Here is a 24,677-nt window from a genome sequence, read left to right as displayed (position 1 = left end):
CATGGCAAGCACAAGAAACGCACTAGAAGAAGTAAGCCTCAATGTTGACGAATCTATGGGACTACGTCGCAGCGAACGTTCACCGCAACTGAGCCCAGTCTCATCTGCGAAAGATGTTGGCCGACGTCCACTTCGCACCTTTGGTTCAGTGGAAGTGGATCGCATCATTCCAGACCCCGCCCAGCCAAGGACCGAATTTGAGAGTGATGAAATCGAACGGCTCGCTGGTAGCATTCGCGCCCACGGCCAGCTACATCCAATTCGGGTGCGTTGGGAAGAAGCAGCGGGCAGATGGATCATCGTCACCGGGGAACGCCGCTGGAGAGCGACGAAAGCAGCTGGATTGCCGGTCATCGACTGCTTCTTCGTTGAAGGGGACGTGACGGAAGCAGAACTGCGAGAGCAGCAGCTTGTCGAGAACCTACTTCGCACTGATCTCAAACCACTTGAGGAAGCCAAGGCTTACCAGTCCTTGATGGACCTCAATAGCTGGAATGGCAAACAGGTCGCAGAGGCACTCCGAGTGACAACATCCAGAGTAAGCAGATCGCTCGCCTTGCTGGACTTGCCGCCCGAGGTTCAGCAGCAGGTAGATGCTGGAACCCTTCCAAAATCTTCGGCCTACGAGCTTAGCAAACTTTCTGACGGGAAAGCCCAATCGGAGCTTGCGGCGAAGGCTGTCGCGGGCGAATTGCCGCACGCCCGTACGGTCAAACAAGTCAATCAAAGGCGAGGAAAGTCAAAAAGAAATCCAAAGGACGGTGTCCAACTCACGTTCTTTGCCGAAAATGGGATGCGAATCACGGTGTCATCGAAATCAAAGGCCAATTACCACGAAGTCGAACTTGGACTAGCCGACGCTTTGGAAGAAGTTCGCCACCGGATACGCAACAATATCAAGCTATTGTAACAGCTCCAAACAAACCGCTAAGCGAAGTTGGTTCTATTGCAAAAGAATTGCGATTTTCCAAGCTCAATCGAAGAATGCGACGAGGCGGCCTCTCCAACAGCGTGTAGGACGTTTGTAGAGTTCACTTCTAGTATCGCGTTCGCTTTACTCTCATGTACAGATCATGGTACGACAGAATATGCTTCAATCTGTCATCGCCACCGTTAATCGCCTTGGGCTCAAATCGCTTCGCTTGGAAGACGAAGGCGAGCCGAACTTTGAGCGCACCGTCGATGCTGCGGCTTCGATCTGGGCAGTCCTCGATTCGGCTGACTTGGCCGATGTGCGGCGCGTACTGCAAGCTGCCGAACCCGAACTCGCATTTCGCCTGCTGAGCGAGCGGGCTGTCTCAATGGGCTGCCGGACGATCCATCGTTAAACACTGCCCCGGCGACGACCAATCTAATCGTAGACGGACTAGGATTGTTTCCTCCGTCGGCCTCAATAATTCTGCCACAGCGTTCAAGGTCCGGTCGCCGCTGGCGACCTGCTGCTTTCGCCAGGGCGAAAGACTCCACCTTGACCTGCCGTGGCTCTCTGTCTTGAGAGCCGCCGGCTGGCTCTTGATTCAGATTGAAATAACGGCGAATTGCCGGTCGCCGAAAAAGGAGACACCACTATGGGACTTACATTGCGTGAAAAGGAACATTGGCGTGATCGCATCGCTCGCCGAATAGACCACACCATCGAAGAATTGCAGGCCGTTGAAGATCCCGGCCTTTTCGAGCGTGTTCGCAATCAAGCTGAGCAGCAAGCTTGGGCCTCGCTCGGACTAAAAGGAATGCAAGACGAAGTTGCGAAAATAAGGGAAGAAGAAAAACGTCTTGACCAACGGCGCAAGCAACTCTGGGCGAATATGCTCGCGGTTGTGAGTGGCGAACCTGCTGACGACGGTCGACGTCACTATTCGCAGCCGAGTGAGATTGCCTCGGCAGTCCGGCGTCGCAGCCTTGTTCATGAGCGTGAGTTACTCGAACAATCGGCCCTCGGTCAGAAAATTCTTCACTTGCAGCGGGAAAAGGAGGAACTGCTCGATACGGTTTGGCTGGCGACCTCGCCGACTCAAGTGAAGCAGCTTTGGAGTCGCTTCGCCGAAGTACTCGACTGGCAGCCGCCGGAACTTCAGCAGCAGGCACTCTCCATTGAACCGCTGTCTGACGAATCCTAGCGTGCATCTCCGCACTCAAGCCGCCCGGTCCTCGGGCGGTTTTTTCATCCCATCATTTGCTCGTATCGCATCATGAGGCTAGAGGAGCGCCTACATTTCTTTGTTTATTTATCGGGATTGTGCTATCGGAATGGCATCGCTCCTTCCTTCGCTGTTTCGGGAAGTAATAGCTGCTGCATTCTCGGTTGACCTGCGAAAGTCAACCGAGAACCGGTGGCGTGCATCGGTTTTTTTCGTGGTTTTTGTCCTTCAGCGAACGAGGTACAAGATGGCGATCTCCTCAGAGAACCAACCAGCATTCTGGGATTTTCTTCGGAGCTTGGTGGCGAGCGAAGCCCGCCAGCTTACCGACGACGATCCACCTTGGCACGAGCCTGGGAATTACTACCGAATCGACGAAGCAACCTACTGGCGCTATTTGGAACTACTTCCGCCCCGTTGGATGCATGGCGACTGGTTCGCCTTCGGTGAGGGCACCGGCCCGTTTAGCCTCTTCATTCAGCATCGGAATGACTATTCCGTCCGCACGTTGACTGACGGTGAGACGAAGAAGTTCTGCGAACTGAGCGGGGTTTCTCTCTACCTGTAATTTACTGAGCAGTTTTGCTCGGCGACTTCACTAATTGTGCCACGGCGGCCAAGGTCCGCGATCGCCGTTGGCGTGCGCTGCTGCTTTCGCTAGGGCGAAAGACTCCACCTTGACCTGCCGTGCCCCACTTCATGAGGGTCGCCGGCAGACCCTCGTTTCGATTCCTTGCTGCCGTGCCGGATGCAGCAATCCATAGGAGAAATCCCATGAAACGTGAAGAAGTGAAAGAACTGGTGGAACGTGGCGTTCGAGAGCTGAACGAAGCGCTAGCAGCCGGTAAGAGTGACCGCTTGCAGCAATACCTCAACGTGATGGCCCGCTTTCCGCGGTACAGCTTCAACAACTGTATGCTCATTGCGCTGCAATTTCCGGAGGCCCAGTTGATTCAGGGTTTCCACGCTTGGCGGAAACTTGGCCGCACCGTGAAGAAGGGCGAGAAAGGCATTGGCATTATTGCTCCGATGGTCGGCAAGAAGAAAGACGAAGATGCGAAGGCCAATGAAGACGGCGAGAAATCGATCTTCGGATTCAAGGTCGTTCACGTCTTCGATGTCTCGCAGACCGAAGGCGATGACCTTCCGGAATTCGCCGAAGTGTCGGGCGATCCGGGCGAGAACATCCCGGCAGTCGAATCGCTGATTCGTGATTGGGGGATCGAACTCGTGTATGAGGAGATTCCCTGCGGCGCCGATGGATTGTCCAAGAAAGGCACGATCGTCATCGATCCCGACTTGGAACCGGCGAAGCTATTGCTGACGTTGGTGCATGAGGCGTCTCACGAGCGACTTCATGCCGACGCCGATCGTCGCAAGGAGACGACGAAAACGATCCGCGAAACGGAAGCCGAAGCGGTCGCCCACGTTGTCTGCCAAGCACTTGGTCTCAACACCTTGGAGCACTGTGCGGATTATATCCAGCTCTACAATGGCGACGCTGAAGTCTTTGCCAAGTCGATGGAATACATTCAGAAGACGGCAGCAGAGATTCTCGCTGGCATCAAGTCGCGTGTCGCTTCACTAGATTCTGAAGCGGAGGAGCTGGCGGCATGAATAATCCCGTTCCAATCGAGGTGAATCCAATTGTCAGGCAGATCATCGACCGAGATTGCCATGTTGGTGAATCGTATCGCAGGGTCATCCGTCATGTCGTTTCCAAACTTCGGCGCGGATACAAGACTTTTCGTGAGCTTCCCAAAGCCGAACGTCGGTTGCTGATGCAGCAATGCATCCAACAACATCGAGCGAACCGCGACCTTTATCGAGCGGTCATGTATCCGACGTATCGGCCGCTGGCAGACGAAGGGTAACTCTCCGTCTGACAAACTCCGATCCGAGCCCTTGGTTTGCTGCACGCCAACCGGGGCTCATTTTCCTGTCAGCAAGTCCCCGTCATGGCTCAGCCCGCGACCAATCATGGTCGTAGTCCGACTTTCGTAGTGTTGTGGCAAACGTTTTCCTTTGGTTCGCAATGCTACCCTGTCATCGCTAGTAGCACTCGATGCCAGGCGCAAAACCTGCCGCCTTCCTCAGAGGAGACCATTCCCTTCAGGGGCTTCTCGTTGTCGTGCTCAATGCACGCCTGTTGCGCCTGTGCCTACATGTGGCGAAATGGATTACTGCCAAGTCGTTTTGCCAGTGGATAGATTCGCTCGCGCTAGCCCGTTATTGACCGGCGAGAAGCAACCTCATGCCAGCGGTAGCTGTCATTCGCTTGCAGCCCTTGCCGTCGATTGCTTGGGCTAGCAAGCTCGCTGCGTTCCTCCTCTGAAATGTTCCGTGTCCATCAGCAGTTGTGAATGAACAACAGAACATTTCCCAACGGAGGAACTGAAAATGGCAAAACAGAAAAAGCAGAAACCCATTCGCATCAAAGCTGGACGCGGCGTAGTTGCCAAGCTTTGGAGAAACAGCAACAAGAACGGTGAGTGGTTTAACGTCACGATCACCCGCATCTATAAAGACGACGATGGCGACTTCCAGGACTCAGAGAGCTTCTCGCGCGACGACCTCTTGCAAGTAGCATACGCGGCGAATAAAGCGTTCGATCATATCATCAACCTAACTGACGATGTCGAAGACGACGACGAATAGCTACACACTGGCGGGCGAAAGCCCGCCACTCACTAAGGGAGCAATTTCAATGAGCCCGATGCATCGATCGCACGTTATTGAATATATCCTCAGCGAATACGTGGACGAGCTAAGTCGATCCGGAAGTCTCTACGCGGCCGAACCCAGGCAAGATGTCCTAACCGATCTCCTGACGGACCTACGCCACTATTGCGACAAGCACGCACTCGACTTCGACTCTTCGGTCCGAAATTCAGCGTTGCACTGGACCGCAGAATCGATCAATTGATGGCCCAGCGATGAGGAGTGCAAGGCTGCTGCTAGAGCGAGGTCGCAAGGAAAGCCAAGGCCATGCCGGCTACGATCCAAGCGATGTCTCGCACGGTGATTTCTGATAATCGACGCGGCAGCGGTGTTGCCTGAGAGCTTCTTTTGGGGTGTTCATTCATCGAATTAGTATGCCTGTTGCCTGCCTTCTGCGCAACCGACTACTCGGAGGTAGGTGACCACTCAATGCCCTCATCCCGTGATTCAGCCAAGAAAGGGGGGCAATCTCACCGAGATCATGCTTAGAATGCATTGAGCGTAAGTACTTTGCTATTAGCGATTTCCGCTATCCATCCACGGTCGTCATCGGAGTTACGGAACTGGATAGTTCCGGCCCCCGCCACTTTTTCTAAGTCCAAGAGCATCTCAATAATCGCGAAGGAACGCGAGTTAGAGCCAGATGCTTGCTTGCCTTTACGGCAGCTATGCAGGCAAGCGGCTGCCCGAGGGCATGATCCGCTGCAGTTCGAGCGGCGGAGGTGCAGTCGTGTTGTGGATCTCCAGCCAGGCCGATGCGCGAGTAGAGACCTGGGTCAGTTCTTCTCCCTTGGCTAACCGCTCTACGAGTTTAAAAGCGGTGCGGCCCAGCGTCTCGGAATCCTGGCATACAGCCGACATGCGAGGGTAGATTAGGTTTCGCAAGTCAGTATCGTCGAAACCGATGACGGAGAGATCTTCTGGAATACGGACACCCAAAGCGTGGGCTTCGTTGATTGCACCAGCGGCCACGAGCGGGTCGGCCACATACAGCGCGGTCGGCCGAGATGACATCCCGACTAAGCGGCGCAGAATGGGGCCACCATCGGCTCGCGATGCAGGCACGCGATAGATCAGATCGTTTCTCAGTAAGTCATGTTCGCTGAGTACTTCACAGTAAGCGTCTAGTCGATCTGCGTGATCGCCGTCTTCCCGTTCGCAGGCGACGAAAGCGATTCGCTGGTGCCCCAGCGACACCAGGTGTTCGATCGCCTCGCGGCTAGCCTGCTTCGATTCGGTATACGCAAAAGTGAGAGTTGGGTGGTCGAAGTGGTCGCCAAGGACAACAAGCGGTAAACCTTCCCGCGATAGTTGGTCTACAAAATCGCGTTCCTCAAAGGTGCAACGCAAGATGGCACCGCAAATTCCTTTGCGGGCAAAGAACTGAGCGAGTGTCTCCTGCTTACCAATGTCGCGATGCAAGTCGATTATGGATAGGTCGTAGCTAGACTCACGCATGGCCGAGACGATTCCCTCAACGCAAGCCGAGTCGTAAGGCGATCCGATTGTGAATAGCCCTGTGTAGATCAGTGCTATGGATTGGTGCTGCTTGCGACCAACGGATGGTGTGTAGTTGCAGGCAGCTACTGCTTCCAGGACATCTCGCCGCAGATGGGGCGCCACGTTATCGGACCCGTTGATAACGCGGGAAACCGTTGCAATAGACACGCCAGCCTTCTTGGCGACTTGTCGAATGGAAGACATTTTCACGGGCTCCAGCAAGGTTAATTAATCGCAGCGAGAAACTGTTACATAGGCAGTATACGCTGCGAACCTCGCATGTCAATAGATTCAGCGATTCACATAATTTGTTGATTTTTGTGTGCTGTCGCATGGCGTTTCGGGCCTTTCTTTTGCAAGCAGGAAAAAAGTGTTTGACAACCGAGGGTCTATGGGTGTAAAATGTTTTCTAACAGTTACGGGCTGTTACGCAGCTCGGGCAGGAGTCGGCCTCAAACGAAGATGACAGGTCATTTCGCGACTTCTTGCTAATACTAATAACAGCGGCGTGTTTTGGCGGCCGGCCGCGGCAACTTATCTAAAGCTGTTCGTGAAAGCGGCTTGGCGGACTCTTTTCAACTCGTGGGAGATGTTCCAATGAGGAAGATGCAACTAGCGACGGGTACTTTTGTCTTGGCGTGCATAGCGATGTGTGGCATTGCTCACGCTAACTTGTTGGTGAATCCAGGCTTTGAGACGCCATCTACAGCTCCGGGAGTCGAATACCCAGGGGCGACAGGGTGGAGTCAATTCAATGCGGCTTTTACCGTCAACAGCGCGGTGGTCACGCCGAATTCCGGGGATCAGTCCCTGAAGGTGTTTGGAGCGGCATCGGGGGTATTTCAGCAGTTCCCAGCTTCCCCTGGTGAAATCTGGGATGGCGGCGCCTACGTGCTCAATGATCCAGTCGACGCTATGGTTGGCGGCCAGGTGGCGGCAGTGAATATTGAGTGGCGTGATGCGAATGACCAACTGATCGACTTCATCTCCAACGGCGATACCATCTCTACAACGCCGGCGGGTGAGTGGATATTGCGCCCCATTAGTGGTGCAGCGCCGGACGGAACAGCGTTTGCCCGCTTGGTTCTCATCACTGGTGAGTTCGGTGGAGGCGGGATGACCGGTGGTGGTGGCGCCCCCAAATTCGACGACGCATTCTTCGCGACACGAGTGCCAGAGCCCTCGACGGTGATTCTCGCCGCTTGCGGCGCATTGGGCCTCGGCGCCCTGGCGCGTCGGCGTCGCGTCTCGTAGCGATTCTAAAACTGCAGTGGCGTGGACTGGATTCCACGTCACTGCGTCCAGATTTCACTCAGCTAATCGATCCATTGTTCTGCTGTCAGGCAGGCGTGTTGGAGTTGTCAGTATGAATTGTTCTTTTGTATCAACACTCAAGTGCTGTTGTTTCGCCTTGGGTATGCACATCCTGAGCGTTGCGGCCAGCGGTCAGCTTATCCTTCGCGACGACTTTGATGGCAGTGGCATCGTAGATCCCGCTGTGTGGCGGCTTCCTTTCGATACCGAAGGTAACTTCGTGGGGCGTACCCAGTATCGCGGAAACCCATCCACCGACATGCCTCTGCAGGGAGTCGCCGAACCTCTGGCGTCGGATGGAAAGGTGCTGGAGATTGACCTTGATACATTCAGTCCCATCGACCCCGGCAATCAGTTTCTTGGTACGGACATTCTCACGAAGCGAAACTTCGCACGAGCTGGTGGGCTCACCATTGAAGCACGGATGCGGCTGAAGCCTACCTCGGCGGGTGGAACCGTGGGCGGTTTCTTTTTGTACGATGTGCAGCGCGACGACCCGCCTGGATCCGGCAACCAAGTGCGCGATGAAATCGATTGGGAATTGCTCGGCAACCAGGTAGCCGGCAGTACGCAGAATCCGGCGAGCAATTATTGGAACGACGGTCCCTTCTCGGGACCGGGTTCGGGTGGGGATTTTGAATTCCACTCTGTTACCGGGTTTGATCTCACCCAGTTTCACGATTACCGCGTCGAGTGGGCTCCCGGGCAACTCCAGTGGTTCGTCGACAATACGCTCGTTCGAACCGAAACGTCCAATATTCCCGACGACCCGATGAAGCTGCACTTTAACCTGTGGGCGCCAGACAGCGACTTTTCTCAAGCCTTCGATGCTGCACTCCAGCCGGTGACCTCCGCCGGAGACAATACGAAGTACCAGGTGCAAGTCGACCATGTGGAAGTCAATCGGGTGAACACTACCGCGACCGAACTTCTGGTTGATGGAAGTTTCGAAACGGAGCCAATCTACAATTTTGGGTTTGGCATTCCTGGTGATGTCGACCCAGCAAAGGGAACTGGTGATTGGATCGGTTTCGGCAATACGCCGTTCGATACGCTGGCCAGCGATGGTTTTTCCTCCCTCAAGTTGTACGGGCCGTTCAACGGCTCGGCCGACGCATCGGGGGTGTGGCAAAACGCTGCAGCATCGCCTGGGCAGGAGTTCGAGGCCTCGGTTATGGCTTATTCACCAAGTAATGACTCGATCCTGCGTCCAGCAGCGGGCGACTTTAACGCCGATGGAGCGGTGAATATCGCGGATTACACAGTATGGCGGAATAACTTCGGCGCCAGCACCAGCCTGCCTAATGACACGACTGGTGAGGCGACCGTTGGAGCGGCTCAGTACGAGCTTTGGCAAGAGAACTTTGGAAATACAGCCAGTAGCGAGAATTACACGCAACTTGTACTGACTTTTCACGATGCGAATGGCGACGTATTACAAGAGGCGTTTGCCGATCCTGGCAATCTAGTAAACAAAAACGCGCAAGACGTCCCGATCTTCGACGGTCGTGATCCAAATCTCGGCATGCTCGAAGATCAGTGGATTCAGTATCAAGTGAATGCTATCGCACCAGCCGGAACTTCCTTTGTTCGCTGGAACCTCTACTTCGTGCAACTGAATAGTGAAGGTGGTGCGGTGATCTTCGACGAGGCATCATTGCTACGTCTTGATTCAACTGCGCTGTCCAGTTCGCTGGCAACTGCAGGTGTGCCTGAGCCGACCTCGGCATTGCTACTTGTGTTTGCGGCTGGAACTGCTTACTGCCTGCGACGTGTACGCTCGGTCTGAAATCATTGGCCACATCGAGATTGTGCCCTTATCCTCCCACGAAAGGCCTTTACTCATGTCTCAACGCTTGTCTCGTTCCGACAAGGGCTTCACGCTTGTCGAACTTCTAGTGGTGATCGCGATAATTGGGATCCTCGTTGGTCTGTTGCTGCCTGCAGTTCAAGCGGCCCGCGAATCAGCTCGACGGATGAGTTGCGCCAATAAGCTCAAGAACATTGGTCTGGCGATCCTAAACCATCATGATACCAATGGGCACTTCCCGGTAAGCATGGGGTACGTCGATCCGCCAGAAGCTCCAGGAAAGCAACAGCCTGCCGCTGGTTGGATTTTGCAGACTTTACCGCAACTGGAACAGCAGGCGCTCTACGATCGGTTTAAGGAAGGTGGCGCTTTTGAAGGCAACTTCGCCATCGGTGTGTGCCGTCAACCTCGCGAGGGTTTCGGTCTGGCTTCGATAAAGAACGGAATCTCGGTGCCCGAACTGATGAGGGAGCAGTTGGCTGTTTTGCAATGTCCGTCGGACGCGTCGGTTGCACAAAACTCCCGACAGCAATTCCAGTGGGTTGGTTGTGAAGTGTCGCTCACAAGTTACAAGGGTGTTCTCGGAGATACCTGGTTGGGGCGCGAAGACGGTGGAATCTTCAGCAATGACGAATCACAGTATCCGAGTGGTCAATACAACAAGCCTGGGCCTGCCTTTAAACCAGACCCTCGCGACTGTCATCGCGATACGCGGTGCCGTGGAATCTTCTTCCGTCAGTCATTCCAGCAGCCGGTCAAGATATCCAAGGTCACCGATGGTACTAGCAATACTTTCATGATCGGTGAGGACGTACCACTCTACAATCGCCACTCCACGGCCTTCTACTCGAACGGCGACTGGTGCAGCTGCAATATTCCTCTAAATTTTGGACTCAATCAACCCGACCCCGACTCGTTCTCCCTCGCTTGGTGGGACGCACAAGGTTTCCGCAGTCAGCATCCTGGGGGAGCGAATTTCTGCTTGGTCGATGGCAGCGTTCGCTTCATCGCCGAGACCATAGACAATACGCTCTACCGCACTTCCTGCACTCGAAATGGAGGGGAAGTGGTTAGTGAGTCCTTCTAGTCTACAACTAGCAGCTCCAGGAGTCTTTTGATAATGCGAAGACATGCTCCAAAACTGGCTAATGTTGTGCTGGCGGCCACGAGCCTTGTGCTCGTGGGCTGCAGCGATCTATCGTCAAATGTCACAGGCCAGGTGTTCCTGGACGAAAAGCCACTTCAGGTGGACGACGACCAGCGGGGCCTAGTGGTCTTTCGCCCAGTGGATGGTGGGCCAACCACAACGGGCTTCATCGATGGCGAAGGACGCTACTCACTAAAGACTGGTAGCGCCGCGGGCATTAGGCCCGGTGAGTATTTAGTCGCAGTCCGCGTGGTGCAGCTTCAGCAAGATGGAGCCAAAGGATCGGCACCCTCGGGGCTCCCTATTACCCCGGCAATCTACGCGGACCCACTGAAATCTGGTTTGACTGTCTCGGTGAAGTCTGGCACATCCCAACACAATTTGAAACTTGATTCAAGCGCGGGACCGCCGCAGAAAATTGAGATGGCTATCCCCGAGGCTGAACTGGACGAAGAGTCCGCGGACGAAGGTGTCGCTGCTACTGTGGCCGAAGGCGACGCCGACGACATATCGGATGTGGAGATGGAGTCGGGGGAGCAAAACAAGAGCGAGGAGGAGTCGAGCGACGACGTCAGCGAAAATCTCAATGACAATCGCAATGACCGTAACGGCGAGTAATAACCATGAAGATCGATTCGCAAATTTCAGCATTAGTACGAGTTGCCTCCGTTTTGGGGGTAGCTCTTCTAGTCGCTGGCGCTTCTGGATGTGGAAGCTCGCTTGCTTCTGTAAGTGGCAGTGTGACTCTTGATGGTCAGCCGTTGGTTGGTGGCGATGCCGTCCGGGCTACCGTCTATTACTACCCTGAGGGCGGATCGGGCGCACCTGCAGTCGGCCTGCTGGATGACGCTGGGAGGTACGAGATAGCCACTGGCTCAAAGTCGGGCGTGCAGCCTGGCGCTTACATCGTCACCGTGTCTGCCACCAAGATCATTCCTCCCAAGCAACCTGGTGAGGCTCCTACTGGACGGCCACTTACCGCCCGAAAGTACGCTGATCCCCGTCAATCCGGATTCCGGGTCGAAGTCGAACCGGGCAGCAACACATTCGACTTCGATCTGGAATCTCAATCGCAAATGCGTCGTCGCTAAGGCATCAACTGATTCAGTCTGAGAGTATTCGTGCACCCACTTAAGTCAACTACCAAGTTCTTAGCCCCCCTTTTTCTGACAATGACCGTAACGGCGTGGTGCGTTTCGGCCAGGGAGGAGGAAAATCGCCCCGGTTGGCAGCTGTCGTGGAGCGACAGTTTCGATCAGTTGGACACCAACCGCTGGGAGGTAGTCAACAGCCACGAGCCTACCAATAACTCACAGCACGCTTACTTGCCCAGCCAAGTCACCGTGTCGGGTGGCAATCTTGTGATCACTTCGGAGGATCTTCCCTCCGGTGGTCTGCCCTACCGATCGGGGCAGGTCATTACCAAGCAGTCTCAGAAATTTGGCCGTTGGGAGGTTCGTGCCAAGTTGCCCGGTACGCAAGGCACCTGGCCCGCGATTTGGCTACTGCCCGACGTCGATGACTTTCGTTGGCCGAGCGGTGGCGAGATCGACATCATGGAGAATCGTGGCAATCAGACCACGCTCACTAGCAGTGCATTTCACTATGGCACCAATCCACCTTACGCCCATCAGTATGTGTACGGTGAGCAGACCTCGCGAGTCGGTGGTTCACTCGTTGACTACACACAAGACTTTCACACTTACACGGTGGATTGGACAGAAAAGTACCTTCGATTCTACGTAGATGATGTTCACTACTATACGGTACACGACGAAGATGTAGGAGGATTCCTTACATCACAAGTAAAGCCAATGGAGCTGGTGATCAACACGGCGGTTGGCGGCCACTTCTTGCCCAACCCCGATGCCACCAGCGTCTGGCCGCAGCAATTCTTGATTGATTCAGTGCGGGTCTACACTCCTGATCCAGCCACGCATTCACGCGAACTTGTCAATGGAGGTTTTGAGGCCAGTGGTGGCACATTGGCTGGCTGGTCGGTGTTTGGCAACGACTTTCTAGCCAATCCGAACGTCTCCGCTTCACAAGACGAGGCTCTAGGCGACACCACAGCACTCAAAATCTTCGGTACCTTTGGCAGGGGCGACCGATACTCAGGCGTAGCCCAGGATGTTGTGGTCGATGGTGGTCAGCAGGTGCGACTTTCCCTTGAGACATACGTCAAATCGAACGACAGTCTTAACGGAACTGACAATAAGTTCAGCATGAAGATCGAATTCTACGACGAGTACGGGGCCAAGTTTGGCAGCGACGCAATGCTCCAGGTGGAAGAACAGGTAATTGTCACGGCCGCCTCGCCCACCGACGTTTGGCAGCAGCACGAGTTGCTTGGAGTGGCCCCGGTCGGAGCCGTCGAAGCACGCGTGGCGTTTGTATTCGATCAGCCGAGCAACGGTGCTGGGGCCGTGTATGTCGACAATGTGGCGTTCAGTGTAACCCACCCCGGCGCAAGCGTCGGTGACTTTAATGGAGACGGTTTGGTTAATCTTTCCGACTATACCGTGTGGCGGAACAACCTGGGGGCTTCGGGCGGGAGTCTCCCAGCCGATGCTGACGCTAACGGTGTAATCGACTCTGCTGACTACGCTTTATGGAAAGAGAACTTTGGCCAGGTGCTTCAGTCCAGCTTGGTTTCCTTAGTGCCAGAAGCATCTACGCGAGCGACCGCTGTAGCCTCCGTCGCCGCACTGTTCTTGGCTCGCCTTTTTTGTTGCTAGCATCGACGATGTACCCAGTGTATTGTAGCTATCCAATTCGACACCTGCGCAGGCCGCTACTTGGGCTGTGCATTGGCCTGCTCTGCATTTCGGTCGCTGATGCTCAGACGACCGGCCCAGCCTACCATCCTTCGTTGGATGGACCCGCTGCTGCAACCGGCGAAACGGATGCGCAGCCTGCTTCCCATGTTCGATTCGACTTGGTCGCAGGTGATGTCGATCAGAGGATCAATGCCTTGCTAGCTCGCATGACCCTTGCCGAGAAGATTGGCCAGTTAGTGCAAGTGTATCCAGAAGGCGAGAAGCTAAGTGATGAACTTCGCGCGCAGATTCGCCGTGGAGAGATCGGATCGATCTTCTATACCGGCGATGCCAAGCTAGTGGACGAAGCCCAGAAGATCGCAGGCGAGTCACGCCTCGGAATCCCGTTGGTCGTCGCGCGGGATGTCGTGCATGGTTTCCGCACCATTTTTCCCATTCCGCTGGGGCAAGCGGCCACTTGGAATCCAGAATTAGTCGAGCAAGCTGCTACAGTGGCGGCAAACGAAGCGAAGTCGGAAGGCATAGACTGGACCTTCGCCCCGATGGTCGACATCACTCGTGACCCTCGGTGGGGACGCGTTGCCGAAACCATGGGTGAGGATCCTGTGCTTTGTGGCGACTTGGCGGCAGCCATGGTTCGTGGGTTTCAGCAGCGTCGAGAGAATAAGACATTCGGAGTTGCGGCATGTGCCAAGCACTTTGTCGCTTACGGATTGTCCGAAGGTGGCAGGGACTACAACCGTGTCAGTGTAGCGCCGGTCGACCTTCATAACATCTACTTACCTCCCTTTCAGAGTTGTATCGATGCCGGGTGCAGTACATTGATGACCACCTTTAGCGAGGTAAATGGTGTCCCTGGTACAGCTCATCGCGAGTTGATCGACGGTCTGTTGAAGCAGCAGTGGGGATTTGAAGGCGTGGTGGTGAGCGATTGGGGCTCCGTAACCGAGATGATCGCTCACGGGTATAGTGCCAACGAGAGCGACGCTGCCGCGGCAGCTCTAATGGCTGGTGTGGACGTGGAGATGTGCAGCCCGACTTATGCGAAGCATCTGGAACAACTTGTTCAGTCCGGTGCCATTCCTCAATCGCGCTTGGACGATGCCGTCCGGCGTACACTCCGCATGAAGGTTGATCTCTACGTCGATCGTAAAGTTGGATCTTCAGCAGAACTCGCAAGCCCCGAGTCGCTCAGCGTCGCCCGCGAGATGGTTCGGCAAAGTCTGGTGTTGCTGAAAAACGATGGCGTGCTACCGCTTGTTGATTCGGAGTTAAAGTCGGTGGCCGTCATCGGTCCGCTGGCGGATCGCCCGTTGCAGCAGTTAGGTTGTTGGTCGCTGGATGGAAAAGCAGAGGACAGCATAACCCCCCTGAAGGCAATACAGGAGCGTTTGGCGGGCCGAGCAAAAGTGCTTTACTCGGAAGGGGCCAGAAGTAGCTTTACGGATGAAGCCTCCATGCTTGATGCAGCTGTCAACATGGCAAGCCGCTCTGATGTGGTACTGCTGTTTGTGGGGGAAGACGCCACCTTGAGTGGCGAGGCACGCAGTCGTGCTGATTTGAACTTGCCAGGCGTGCAGCAAGAGCTTCTGTCGCGAGTAGCCGAGACGAAAACGCCGACCGTGATCGTAGTGCTCGCTGGTCGTCCACTAACGATTGACCAGGAAGTCCAAGCCTCCAACGCACTAATCTACGCTTGGCACCCCGGCACTATGGCTGGTCCAGCGATCGCCGACGTGTTGTTTGGCGATGTCGCGCCCAGTGGGAAGTTGCCAATAACGTTCCCCAGGACCGTGGGTCAGATCCCCTTGTACTACAGCCATCATAACACGGGGCGGCCTGCTCCCGCTGACTATCAGCCGCTTATGGGTTCGGGCGATGACGATTTGCCTCAGGAGTTTCAGTACCGATCGCACTACTTGGATGTCCCGCCGGTACCACTGTTTCCTTTTGGTTTTGGCCTTTCCTATGCAAAGTTCCAGCACTCCAACCTTGAGCTGTCAGCGCCCACTATCAAGCCGGGCGGTGTCCTTGGGTTGAGGGTGCAGCTTGAGAACGCCGGATCAGTTGTCGGTACGGAGGTAACCCAGGTCTATATTCGTGATCGATTCTCGAGTGTCGTGCGCCCCGTTCGTGAATTGAGAGCCTACCGACGGACAGAACTGCAGCCTAAGGAATCGACCGTCCTGGAGTTTGCGCTGCCGTCTGCAGCCTTCACATATCGAAACTCCCAGGGAGAGTTGGTGCACGAGCCAGGCGTATTCGACATCTGGGTCGGCAGCGACTCAACTGCCACGCTCGCGGCCGAAGTCGAATTGCTTGCCGGACCGCACACAGGAGAAAGTCGGCAGATTGCTGCGCCAACTGTGGATAGCTCTGAAGCAACAAGAACGCGCTGAGTGAGGCTGTCGCTGCTGTGGCAAGCCCCGTCGTCAGTTCGAAGATGGGTAGTCGCTACACCACTTGATTTCAGCTAAGGTGGTAAGACCAGCGTTTTCGAGTCCGTCGCCCCTGCGGCTGCTACGGATTGACTTTCTCCGCTGTACTTCGCCTCGCTCAAAACACACATGTCACACCTGCCCGCGGCACAGGATAAGTCGGTTACGCCGCTCCATACTCGCGTGCGACTCTCAGCGATGATGTTCTTGCACTACAGTTCGCTGGGGCTGTGGTGCGTCACCGTGGGAACATACATTGCAGCCAATACTGTCCCTGAAGGCAGCGGTGCATTCACGCCAGGATTCGTTGGGTACAGCAGTGCTGCTGGAGCGATCGGAAGCCTGTTGGCGCCGTTTATCGTTGGGTACTTGAGCGATCGGTTCTTTCAAGCCCAACATTTGTTGGCCGTCACGCACGTTGGCTGTGCAGTGGCTGCGGTGGGCATGTACAACAGTAGTTCGCAAGCGGCCTTCTTCGTGTGGTTGCTGGTGTACTACCACTGCTTCCTGCCTGGATGCACGTTGACCAACACCATTTGTCTGCGGCACCAGCAAACCCCTGAAGTTGAATACCCACTGATTCGTATTTTTAGCACGCTAGGTTGGATAAGTGCGGGGCTGGTGGTTGGCCTGATCTGGCCCAGCATCACAGGAGATTCGATTGAGAATACTGCCGTGCCTCTTCTGCTGGGGGCTGCAGTCAGTTGCGCGATGTTCCTCTATTCCTTTGACTTACCTGCCACCCCACCTCGAAGGCCTGCCGTATTGGAGATGGACGACTCGTTGCGCAACCAATCCGCTTTGTTCTCGAACAGACCGCTCCTAGCGTTTTTGCTCATTTCAGTATTGGCAGCGGCGCCCAGTATGGCGTATGGGAATTACGGCAACCTCTTCCTGAATCGATCCCAATTTCCTCGTCCGGCGGCGCTCATGACGATTGGGCAACTAACGGATATGCTGTGCTTGTGGGCCACGCCTTGGTTGATTTCTCGCATCGGCCTGAGCCGACTGTTTGCTGTGGGTGTAGCTGCGTGGGCGATTCGCTATTTCTGTCTGGCGGCCGGTGCCCATTTCGGGTTCACATGGGCAGTTTATTTGGCAATTTTGATCCATGGTCCCTGCTTTGTGTTCGTGTATGTCGTGGGATTGATGTTTGTCGATCGACTGGCCGGTCCCGTCTTTCGAGGCGCCGCCCAAGGATTGCACTCCGTCGCCGTATCAGGAGTCGGTCACCTTCTTGGAGGAGTCCTTGTTGGTTACGTCCAAGTTGTCTTTCTGACTCCCGTGGGAGAGTCTCCTGCTCCTTACCATTGGGCTGCGTTCTGGATGGTACCTGCCATACTTAGCTGCTTAACCTTGTGTGTCTACGTTGGTTTGTCCAAATCGAAACTGGTTGCTTGGGGCCATATGGCCTGCAATGATTGACCGTCAACACCTCCTCGAGGCTCATTAACACATACTGAGATCGAGTGCACATTTCGGTTTAATCTACAGTTCAGCCAACTACTCGACCTCGGCAATCTTACTTGGGTGTTGGACTACCCCGAGCGAACTTGTAGGTCCCCGCCATTTCGACAATCGGCGCTGCGTCGTAATGTTTCGCAGCCTTACGCATACGCCCAGGCTCCGCCTGGGCTTGCGTCGTTCCTGGGCATTCAGTGCGAGAGCTTGCGTGCAGGTGCTGCGTTGGATTCTGCGTTGCGTTAGCAGCCGGATTGCGTCGTGGCCGCAGAGTCCTCTTGTCGCAGCACCTCGCGGCTCGCGACTACATTCGGGTCAACTGCCGCAATCGAGACCGGACTTGCTCGAGGCTTCGATGTACCGATCGCTCACTTCGGCCAACCCGATCGCTCACTTCGGCTACCGTGAACCCGGCAAGCCGCAATTCGACGATGTCGCGCTTCGTGTCGGGCAGGTCTTCCAGCAACAACTGCAACGTCTCGCGAACCGCTGATATTTCATCTGGCGATGGTTCGCGATCCGGTAATTCAAATGGAGCTGCGTCGTTCGTTTCGCCATGAATGCTCGTCTCTCGACTGATGTCGCGGCAGCCTGCGTGCATCCGCTTCGAGTGGCGAATGCACTTGCGTACTGCGATGCGCGACAGCAGGCTCCAGAGCCCGTTCCAGTCTTCGATTTCGAAGTCGCCCGTCAGGCAACGGCGGAAGAAACTTCGATAGACGGACTGTACCACGTCATCGGCGTCCACCTTTCGCTTGACGTGGTATTCGAGGCGTCGATTCGCCAACGACAGGAGCCGATGCGTAAATCGCTTGCATACCTGCTGTGCCACTCGTTGGTCGCCGGTCCGTAGGCCTTCGGAAACTCCATTGAACGAATCATGACAGGGCGAATCGCACTCACTCGGCACACTTTCGGATCGATGCTGATCTTTTGCGGAATTCGAATATCGCGGAAAGACGCTGGAATCATTCAAGGCGTAGGTTGTATTCATAGCTATGCTCTACTTTCTTTTGCGTTTATCAGAAAATGGGTCTTGATGCAGGTGCATCCACTAGCAGAGTTATTCAAGGAACAATTCTGGGCGGTAGTCCAAGTCCTGGCAGCACTTGTCAAACAACTCGAGGTACCGCTCGTCCAGCGAAATCAGTGTTGCGGCAAACGCGGGATCCGGACGCCTAGACATCAAGTCCTTAAAACTGAGATACACCTGGAAAATCTGTGATAGATCGCCTTTAACGCAATCTCTCAGGTTCTCGTCCGCAAGCACCTTTTCGAGCGGCTTATCCATGTCGAAGCCTAGTTCAGTTTCGTACAGAGAAACCTCATGCAGATGTTGCGAATCAGAGGCCGATGGAGTTTGCCGACCAGCGATGTGTCGCTCCAATTGGTCGTGGCAAGCTTCGGAGCACAATAGTGTCAGGAAGTGCAGGCGGTGCATCGCGACGCGAGCATCGTGAGCGCCGCCATGCCGCTTGTGACTAACCGAGTCCGTTTGGTAATAGGCCTCTATCAACTCTGCGATCTCAGATGCAGGAATACCGAACGCCACCAGGTCGGCAACTAACGACTTCAGCGTGGCAACACCCGCCACCTGACCGTCGGAGTTAAGGACAGGCCCCCCCGAATTTCCAGCATTGATAGCGATGCTGAGTTGGTGAAAGTACTGACCGTCGAACTGCAGCATCGTGCTGAAGACTCCGGTGTGAACGGCGTTCTCCAGTCGTTCTCCGTTGCCGATTCCCGGGCTGCCAATAAGTAGCGCCATAGAACCTTTGCGGAACTCGTCCGAGGGTGCGATCGAAAGCCCCGGAAGATCGACGTCGCAACGAAGCAGGGCAAGATCCCTGTCATCCGAGACACCAACAACCTCCACAGGAAACCACTGGCCGGCAAAGTCTTCAGCCGAAGGGAAACTTACCCGCAGGTCCCTTGCGTATTCCCCCTCGATTACATGGCGATTGGTAACCAGCAGTCCGTCGCCTACTAAGAAGCAGGATCCGTGCTGCTGGCTGCCTTCGACAATGCCGATCGACCGACTGGACTGCTCTACAATCTCTTCAATGCTCCGTTGTGTTTTGGGCGTACGATCGAACTGCTCCTGAACCTCGACCTCGGCCACTTCGGGCTGGGCGTCGATCTCCTTGATCAGGTAGGCACTCACCAAACCTGTGGTTGCTAGGCAAAGCGTCAGCGACAGCAACACAGGAGTCTTCCGCGATGCGTGGGGAACATCGACAGCATTTGCCAACTTCAAGGACGTGCCAATCATCTCTACATCTCCCTTTTTAGTTAGAGGACCGACAGTTATCCCTGGTCCTATCTATCCGTCGGCAACAAAAGCATTGCCGCGGCGTCCGCTCTACAGGGTGAATGCAGAGTGCCGACGGAAAGCTGACAGCCAGCACCAGAAAAGAACAAGATTTTCTCAAGGTGACCTCACGCCCACCGCGCAAGAGGGACACACTGAATCACCTCGCAACTTGAACGTGGCCGAAAACCACGGTTTATCGTGGCTATTGTGAAGCTAAGAAAACTCGTCTGGAATTCGTGTCAGTTGGTTGGCCGTTTGGGGCATTAGCTAGTTAACGGCGTTGCGAGTCCTTGCAGACTACATAACTCCGCCCCACGCATCCTTCCAGCAACTACAAATACAAGGAGCGAAGTGGTCGGCGGGCGTGCTGCAGGACTGGCAACACCCTATCTGTCGCGTGAGAAGTCCACCACAATCACAAGGAGAACCTGTCATGCTTGCTAACTTTGCTCAAATGGCCTTCGCTGCTTGCCTCGTGTGCGCCTCGATGGGAACGCCCGTCGAAGCACAAGAGTTTGGCGCCTTCGAGATCTTGAACCCAACTTCGAACACCATGAAGTATCAAGTTCGCTGGGGGGAAGGAGATTGGCAAACCTACTCCATTCCACCCGGATACTCACGGTGGCATGCATATGAGTTGGACTTGCTAGGAATCGCTCCTGCCCCGGAAATCCGCTTTGACTGGGTGGGTGGCGACTCCAGCGTTACCCATCTGTACTACGACCTCGACTTCTTCACCACCTTCGACCCTAAGATCGGTGGCAAGCCCTACCGTTTCCAATACTTCCCGGACGGTGTGCACGTCGACCTCTATCCTGCCTAGCAACTTGCGTCACACGCCTGGGGAGTCTCACGCTCCCCAGGCGTGTTTCCCAATAGAGAGCCTGGCGACCAGCAGATCGAGTGGCGGGCGTCGATTCGTGCGGGCGGCCGATTCAACTGGCCCCGGCATGGCGGTTTAGGGCTTGAATAATCAACGTCTCGGCGACACATTTAAAGGAACAGGTTGCTTGTAGTTGCTGGGGGGAAGCCGTTGGTCGACCTTCTCGTGACGTAATCTTATGCTCTAGACCTGGGGGGACTCATGTCGAGCGAATCTTTTCAAGATCTGCCCGATCGATTGACTGCTGGCGACGAGGACGCCGCTCTTGACGTGTGGGAGCGTTTCACAGCCCGGCTCGTCGCACTTGCACGTGCCCGGCTCGACTCACGCGTGCAGCAACGTGTTGCCCCCGACGACATCGTGCAGTCCGTCTACCGCAGCTTCTTTCGCGGACAACAGGAAGGCGCATTCGAACTTGATAGTTGGGATAGCCTGTGGGCCCTGCTTTCGATGATCACAGTGCGAAAGTGCGCCCGTGCGGCGAATGCGCAGCGGGCGGCTCGCAGAGATATACGCAGGGAACTCGTCAATAGCGAAGACGAGAGCCAATCCGGCGTTGCGACGGAGTTGCCGACTCGCGAACCTTCGCCCGAAGAAGTCGTTTGTCTGACGGATCTATTGAGTCATCTGTTCGAGCCGTTGCCTGCAGACAAGCGGCAGATGCTGCTGTTGCGACTGCAAGGCCACAAGGTTTCCGAGATTAGCACGATCGTGGGACGCGCGGAAAGAAGCGTGCATCGACTACTGCAGCGCATCCGAACCGAAGTGGAAGAGCTTGCCCAAGAGTGCGAGCAGGTTTAAGGGTGACGAGTCAGTGGCCAACGAAGAGAACGATACGAAACGAGGACGCGAGGCCGACTGGGAGTCTCTCGAGCAAGTCTACAGTCGCTATGAGCACGCCTTGCGCGCTGGCAATGCCGAACCGATTGCCGACATTATCGCTCGGTGCAAACCGGAGCAGCGGCCCCAAGTGCTTGAGGAACTCTTGTTGATTGAGATCGAGCTGCGTGAGAAAGCGGGGGATCCACTCACCAAAGATCGATATCTCCGAGAGCTTCCGGAGTACGACGCGATTATCCGCGACGTGTTCGATCGGACCGTCGCCCACCGACCCGCCGCTGCATACCCTCCGATCGCACGGCAATTGCAGGCGCGATGCACCGAGTGCCAGCAGTCCTTCGGCCTTGCGACAGACGCCGATCTAAGTCGAATTGTCTGCCCCACTTGCCACAAGACATTCCAGCTCGTGGGTAGTACGAACAATGAGGACCCTCAGTCAGGAGTAATCATTGAGCTGGGCCACTTCAGGCTATTGAGCCGGCTGGGCAAAGGCGGCTTTGGAAGCGTCTGGAAGGCGAGTGATACGAAACTCCATCGTCTCGTGGCCGTAAAGATCCCCGCTCCGGGGCAGCTTGGACCGGATGAGGCGGAGCGCTTTCTTCGCGAAGCAAGGGCGGCAGCTCAGCTTTCTCACCCAAATATCGTTCCAGTGCACGAAGTCGGCCGCGAGAACGACACACTCTATATTGTCAGCGAGTTGATCCAGGGCGCGACACTTGCTGAACAGATCGCCAAATCCAAGCTCAGTCGAAATGATGCGGTGCAACTAACTGCCAAGGTTGCACGGGCTCTCGACTATGCACACCAATGCGGCATCATCCATCGCGACGTGAAGCCGCATAACGTAATGGTCGATTTGGATGGCCAGCCGCGACTCACAGACTTCGGGCTGGCGAAATGGGAACAAGCGGACGCAACGATGACCCTCGACGGTCACATTATGGGAACGCCAGGCTATCTCTCGCCTGAACAAGCGCGAGGTGAGTCCGGGAAAGTCGATGGCCGGACGGACGTATACTCATTGGGTGCGATGTTGTTCCAACTCATCACGGGCGAACTTCTATACAGCGGTTCTCCTCAGATGATGTTGCATCAAGCCATTGTCGACGAAGCTCCAAGTCCACGAAGGCGCGACGCCAGCATTCCGCGCGACCTTGAAACCATCGTGCTGAAGTGCTTGGAAAGGGATCCTGGCAAGCGCTACGAATCCGCGGGAAGTCTCGCCAGCGACTTAGAGTGTTTTCTGGCCAATAAGCCAATCTCGGCAAGGCCGGTAGGAATCGTGGAATGGTGGCAGAGATGGTGTCAGCGACACCCAGTTGAGGCAATTCTTGGGAGCGTTCTGGCGGCATCTGTGGTTGTTGGGATGACTCTTGTAATTTATCAGTGGTTGGCAACTCTCCGTGCCGAACATGACAGGACGACTGCGCAGGTCCTGGGCCTCACCAGTGCCGACGCGACAGCTGTTCCAGAACTGCTCCAGTACCTCGAGCCCTATGTTCCAGCGGCAACCAATCAGCTCGAAGATCTGGCTGGTGGTTCGGACGTATCGGCAAGGGAGCGTTTGCGTGCAATGCTGCCGCTACTAGGCGAGCGGCCACAATACCTTGATAGCATGGTCAATCTAGCGCTCGAAGCCGAGTTGGGAGATGTCCTGTTAGTGAGGCAGGCTGCCTTAGATGCGCAGGTTACCCTACGTCCGATTGTTAAGCCTGCGCTCGATGACGTTGCAACGCCTGAAGGGCAGCGAGTGCGGGCAGCGGCTCTGATGGCTGAAGACCAAGAAGATGCACTGCAATCTCATCGAAATTGGCTGGCAGAGGCGATCCTTGATAAGCTTGTTACACAACCTCAGGACTATGCGGTTCTGGGGACCTTATTCGAACCAGCTGCGGAGGTTCTAGCTGGCCCCTTCGGAGAGATCTACCGCGACCCGAGTCGATCTCAATCCGAACGAACGCAAGCAACGAACTTCCTTGTCGACTACTTGGCTCCCGATCCCGAGAGCCGACTCAGGCTACTTGACGCAGCAGAAAGCTGGCAGTTTGCATCCGTCTACCGCACCTTGGACTCCTCCGACATCATTGCCTGGGCTCAATCGCCAATTCATGACAGTAGCGCAGGGGAGCATGCGTCGCGGCCGGACAATCAGGCTATTGCCGAGGCAAATCGAGCGATTGCGTTGATTCGCTCTGGCCGAACGGAGTCCGGGCTGAACTTGCTACTAGAATCCGATGCCGGTGCGCGGGCACAGTTTGTGAATCGGTACCGGGAGATTGGTGGAGAGCCGTCGCCCATCGCGAGCCTGCTCACCACCTTGGACGACGAGTGCCTGTGTAGTGTCCTACTGCTCACTCTTAGTCGGTTCCCTGCTGAGGAGCTTGGCCAAGCGATTCGCGATAAGTTAGTGGAGCGAGCAGAGGGCGCATACCATTACGATACTTCGGCTCATGTGCATGCTGCGGCTCGAGTGGTATTGCTGCGCTACGAGCCGCAATTGCTGGAGCAACCATTGCCGACTGAACTCGTGGGCTGGCGGTCGCGATCCGAGCACAACTGGTATGCTACGCCACACGATCACACCATGGTGCTACTCGAAGCAGATCCTCAGACCATTCGACTCGAGCCCACCACAGGCGACGCAACTCCTGATAAGCGCGAACGAAACCTCCAAAACCCTGGCCAAAAAGAAAAACGGATCCTTGCCGAGTCGCCGCACCGATTTGCCATCGCCAGTTGCGAAACCACGGTAAGTCAGTATCGCCGGTTCGCCACTTGGAGTTCGTTGGGGTACGACATCGACGATCCCGACGCGCCCGCCTACTTCATGAACTGGTCGCTGGCCGCCCGCTACTGCAACTGGCTCAGCCAGGAGGCCGGTCTTCCCGAGGAAGAGTGGGCGTATGTTCCTACGACATCAGGCGAACGACTAACCGAGGCACCCGATGCCATACATCGATTGGGCTATCGTCTGCCCACGGAACTTGAGTGGGAGGTTGCATGTCGCGCGGGGACAACGTCGCCACGGTTTTTTGGCTTCGGCATAGAGCTACTTCCGCAATATGCCGCGGTTCCGGCAAATTCGCCACTCGGCCGAAAACACTTAGTGGGTCGTCATCTACCTAACGAATTTGGATTGTTCGACACTTACGGCAATGCAGATGAACTGTGCCACGGTATCGAAGATGGCAGTGTGTACACTCGAGGAGGTGCTGCTGGAGACATCATAGTTCCCAGTAGTGCTATGTGGAACTACGCCGAAGTTTACAAAGACCCCGGTTTGGCGATTGGTTTTCGAATAGCGCGCACCTTGGCAGAGGACGAATAGCGA

Annotated in this window: 21 protein-coding genes; 18 read left to right on the top strand and 3 right to left on the bottom strand. The window is 55.5% G+C overall.

The window, feature by feature from the left end; all coding sequences use genetic code 11:
- Position 1 precedes the first annotated feature (1 nt).
- The 7 genes from ACQK2L_RS21840 (at position 2) to ACQK2L_RS21810 (ending at position 4,796) form a co-directional block, all read left to right on the top strand.
- On the top strand, positions 2-910 hold the full coding sequence (locus ACQK2L_RS21840) for a ParB/RepB/Spo0J family partition protein (RefSeq protein ID WP_425399169.1): 909 nt from the start codon (positions 2-4) through the stop codon (positions 908-910).
- 178 nt (positions 911-1,088) lie between these two features.
- Entirely contained in the window at positions 1,089-1,328 is a 240-nt protein-coding gene (locus ACQK2L_RS21835; RefSeq protein ID WP_425399168.1) for a hypothetical protein, read from the top strand.
- A gap of 240 nt (positions 1,329-1,568) precedes the next feature.
- On the top strand, positions 1,569-2,117 hold the full coding sequence (locus ACQK2L_RS21830; protein ID WP_425399167.1) for a hypothetical protein: 549 nt from the start codon (positions 1,569-1,571) through the stop codon (positions 2,115-2,117).
- Between the two features lie 268 nt (positions 2,118-2,385).
- Complete coding sequence (locus ACQK2L_RS21825) at positions 2,386-2,706, top strand: DUF1419 domain-containing protein (protein ID WP_425399166.1); 321 nt, start codon at positions 2,386-2,388, stop codon at positions 2,704-2,706.
- Positions 2,707-2,912: 206 nt separating this feature from the next.
- Positions 2,913-3,755: an ArdC-like ssDNA-binding domain-containing protein gene (locus ACQK2L_RS21820; protein WP_425399165.1), complete on the top strand. Its 843-nt coding sequence runs from the start codon at positions 2,913-2,915 to the stop codon at positions 3,753-3,755.
- The gene (locus ACQK2L_RS21815; RefSeq protein ID WP_425399164.1) at positions 3,752-4,012 is read left to right on the top strand and encodes a hypothetical protein; all 261 of its coding nucleotides are present in this window, start codon (positions 3,752-3,754) and stop codon (positions 4,010-4,012) included. Before ACQK2L_RS21820 ends, ACQK2L_RS21815 begins: the two co-directional genes overlap by 4 nt.
- A gap of 526 nt (positions 4,013-4,538) precedes the next feature.
- Entirely contained in the window at positions 4,539-4,796 is a 258-nt protein-coding gene (locus tag ACQK2L_RS21810) for a hypothetical protein (protein ID WP_425399163.1), read from the top strand.
- A gap of 729 nt (positions 4,797-5,525) precedes the next feature.
- Here ACQK2L_RS21810 and ACQK2L_RS21805 read toward each other — a convergent pair.
- Complete coding sequence (locus tag ACQK2L_RS21805) at positions 5,526-6,563, bottom strand: LacI family DNA-binding transcriptional regulator (RefSeq protein WP_425399162.1); 1,038 nt, start codon at positions 6,561-6,563, stop codon at positions 5,526-5,528.
- A gap of 393 nt (positions 6,564-6,956) precedes the next feature.
- Here ACQK2L_RS21805 and ACQK2L_RS21800 point away from each other — a divergent pair, with 393 nt between their 5' ends.
- From ACQK2L_RS21800 to ACQK2L_RS21765, 8 genes are all read left to right on the top strand, one after another.
- Positions 6,957-7,613 carry a PEP-CTERM sorting domain-containing protein gene (locus ACQK2L_RS21800; RefSeq protein WP_425399161.1) on the top strand — a complete coding sequence of 219 codons (657 nt, stop codon included), beginning with the start codon at positions 6,957-6,959 and terminating at the stop codon, positions 7,611-7,613.
- Between the two features lie 112 nt (positions 7,614-7,725).
- Positions 7,726-9,462: a glycoside hydrolase family 16 protein gene (locus ACQK2L_RS21795; protein WP_425399160.1), complete on the top strand. Its 1,737-nt coding sequence runs from the start codon at positions 7,726-7,728 to the stop codon at positions 9,460-9,462.
- A 55-nt stretch (positions 9,463-9,517) separates the two neighbouring features.
- Entirely contained in the window at positions 9,518-10,570 is a 1,053-nt protein-coding gene (locus tag ACQK2L_RS21790; protein WP_425399159.1) for a DUF1559 domain-containing protein, read from the top strand.
- A 33-nt stretch (positions 10,571-10,603) separates the two neighbouring features.
- Entirely contained in the window at positions 10,604-11,248 is a 645-nt protein-coding gene (locus ACQK2L_RS21785; protein ID WP_425399158.1) for a hypothetical protein, read from the top strand.
- A gap of 122 nt (positions 11,249-11,370) precedes the next feature.
- On the top strand, positions 11,371-11,721 hold the full coding sequence (locus ACQK2L_RS21780; RefSeq protein ID WP_425399157.1) for a hypothetical protein: 351 nt from the start codon (positions 11,371-11,373) through the stop codon (positions 11,719-11,721).
- Positions 11,722-11,802: 81 nt separating this feature from the next.
- Positions 11,803-13,368 (top strand): family 16 glycosylhydrolase, encoded by a 1,566-nt coding sequence (locus ACQK2L_RS21775; RefSeq protein WP_425399156.1) that lies wholly within the window; start codon positions 11,803-11,805, stop codon positions 13,366-13,368.
- A 134-nt stretch (positions 13,369-13,502) separates the two neighbouring features.
- The gene (locus tag ACQK2L_RS21770; protein ID WP_425399155.1) at positions 13,503-15,809 is read left to right on the top strand and encodes a glycoside hydrolase family 3 N-terminal domain-containing protein; all 2,307 of its coding nucleotides are present in this window, start codon (positions 13,503-13,505) and stop codon (positions 15,807-15,809) included.
- A 168-nt stretch (positions 15,810-15,977) separates the two neighbouring features.
- Positions 15,978-17,273, top strand: a complete 1,296-nt coding sequence (locus ACQK2L_RS21765; protein WP_425399154.1) for an MFS transporter — start codon at positions 15,978-15,980, stop codon at positions 17,271-17,273.
- Between the two features lie 340 nt (positions 17,274-17,613).
- Here the strand turns inward: ACQK2L_RS21765 and ACQK2L_RS21760 are convergent, their stop codons facing one another.
- Both ACQK2L_RS21760 and ACQK2L_RS21755 read right to left on the bottom strand, forming a co-directional pair.
- Positions 17,614-18,303: an RNA polymerase sigma factor gene (locus tag ACQK2L_RS21760; protein WP_425399153.1), complete on the bottom strand. Its 690-nt coding sequence runs from the start codon at positions 18,301-18,303 to the stop codon at positions 17,614-17,616.
- 69 nt (positions 18,304-18,372) lie between these two features.
- Entirely contained in the window at positions 18,373-19,581 is a 1,209-nt protein-coding gene (locus ACQK2L_RS21755) for a S1C family serine protease (protein WP_425399152.1), read from the bottom strand.
- A gap of 475 nt (positions 19,582-20,056) precedes the next feature.
- Here ACQK2L_RS21755 and ACQK2L_RS21750 point away from each other — a divergent pair, with 475 nt between their 5' ends.
- The 3 genes from ACQK2L_RS21750 (at position 20,057) to ACQK2L_RS21740 (ending at position 24,674) form a co-directional block, all read left to right on the top strand.
- The gene (locus ACQK2L_RS21750; protein WP_425399151.1) at positions 20,057-20,446 is read left to right on the top strand and encodes a hypothetical protein; all 390 of its coding nucleotides are present in this window, start codon (positions 20,057-20,059) and stop codon (positions 20,444-20,446) included.
- A 261-nt stretch (positions 20,447-20,707) separates the two neighbouring features.
- On the top strand, positions 20,708-21,307 hold the full coding sequence (locus tag ACQK2L_RS21745; protein ID WP_425399150.1) for an ECF-type sigma factor: 600 nt from the start codon (positions 20,708-20,710) through the stop codon (positions 21,305-21,307).
- Between the two features lie 13 nt (positions 21,308-21,320).
- Complete coding sequence (locus ACQK2L_RS21740) at positions 21,321-24,674, top strand: bifunctional serine/threonine-protein kinase/formylglycine-generating enzyme family protein (RefSeq protein ID WP_425399149.1); 3,354 nt, start codon at positions 21,321-21,323, stop codon at positions 24,672-24,674.
- Positions 24,675-24,677: the final 3 nt, after the last annotated feature.

This window comes from Aeoliella sp. (assembly GCF_965227375.1).
Classification (GTDB): Bacteria; Planctomycetota; Planctomycetia; order Pirellulales; family Lacipirellulaceae; genus Aeoliella.
The sequence above is the reverse complement of the archived record's forward strand: the minus strand, read 5'-3'. Positions and strand labels throughout refer to the sequence as shown.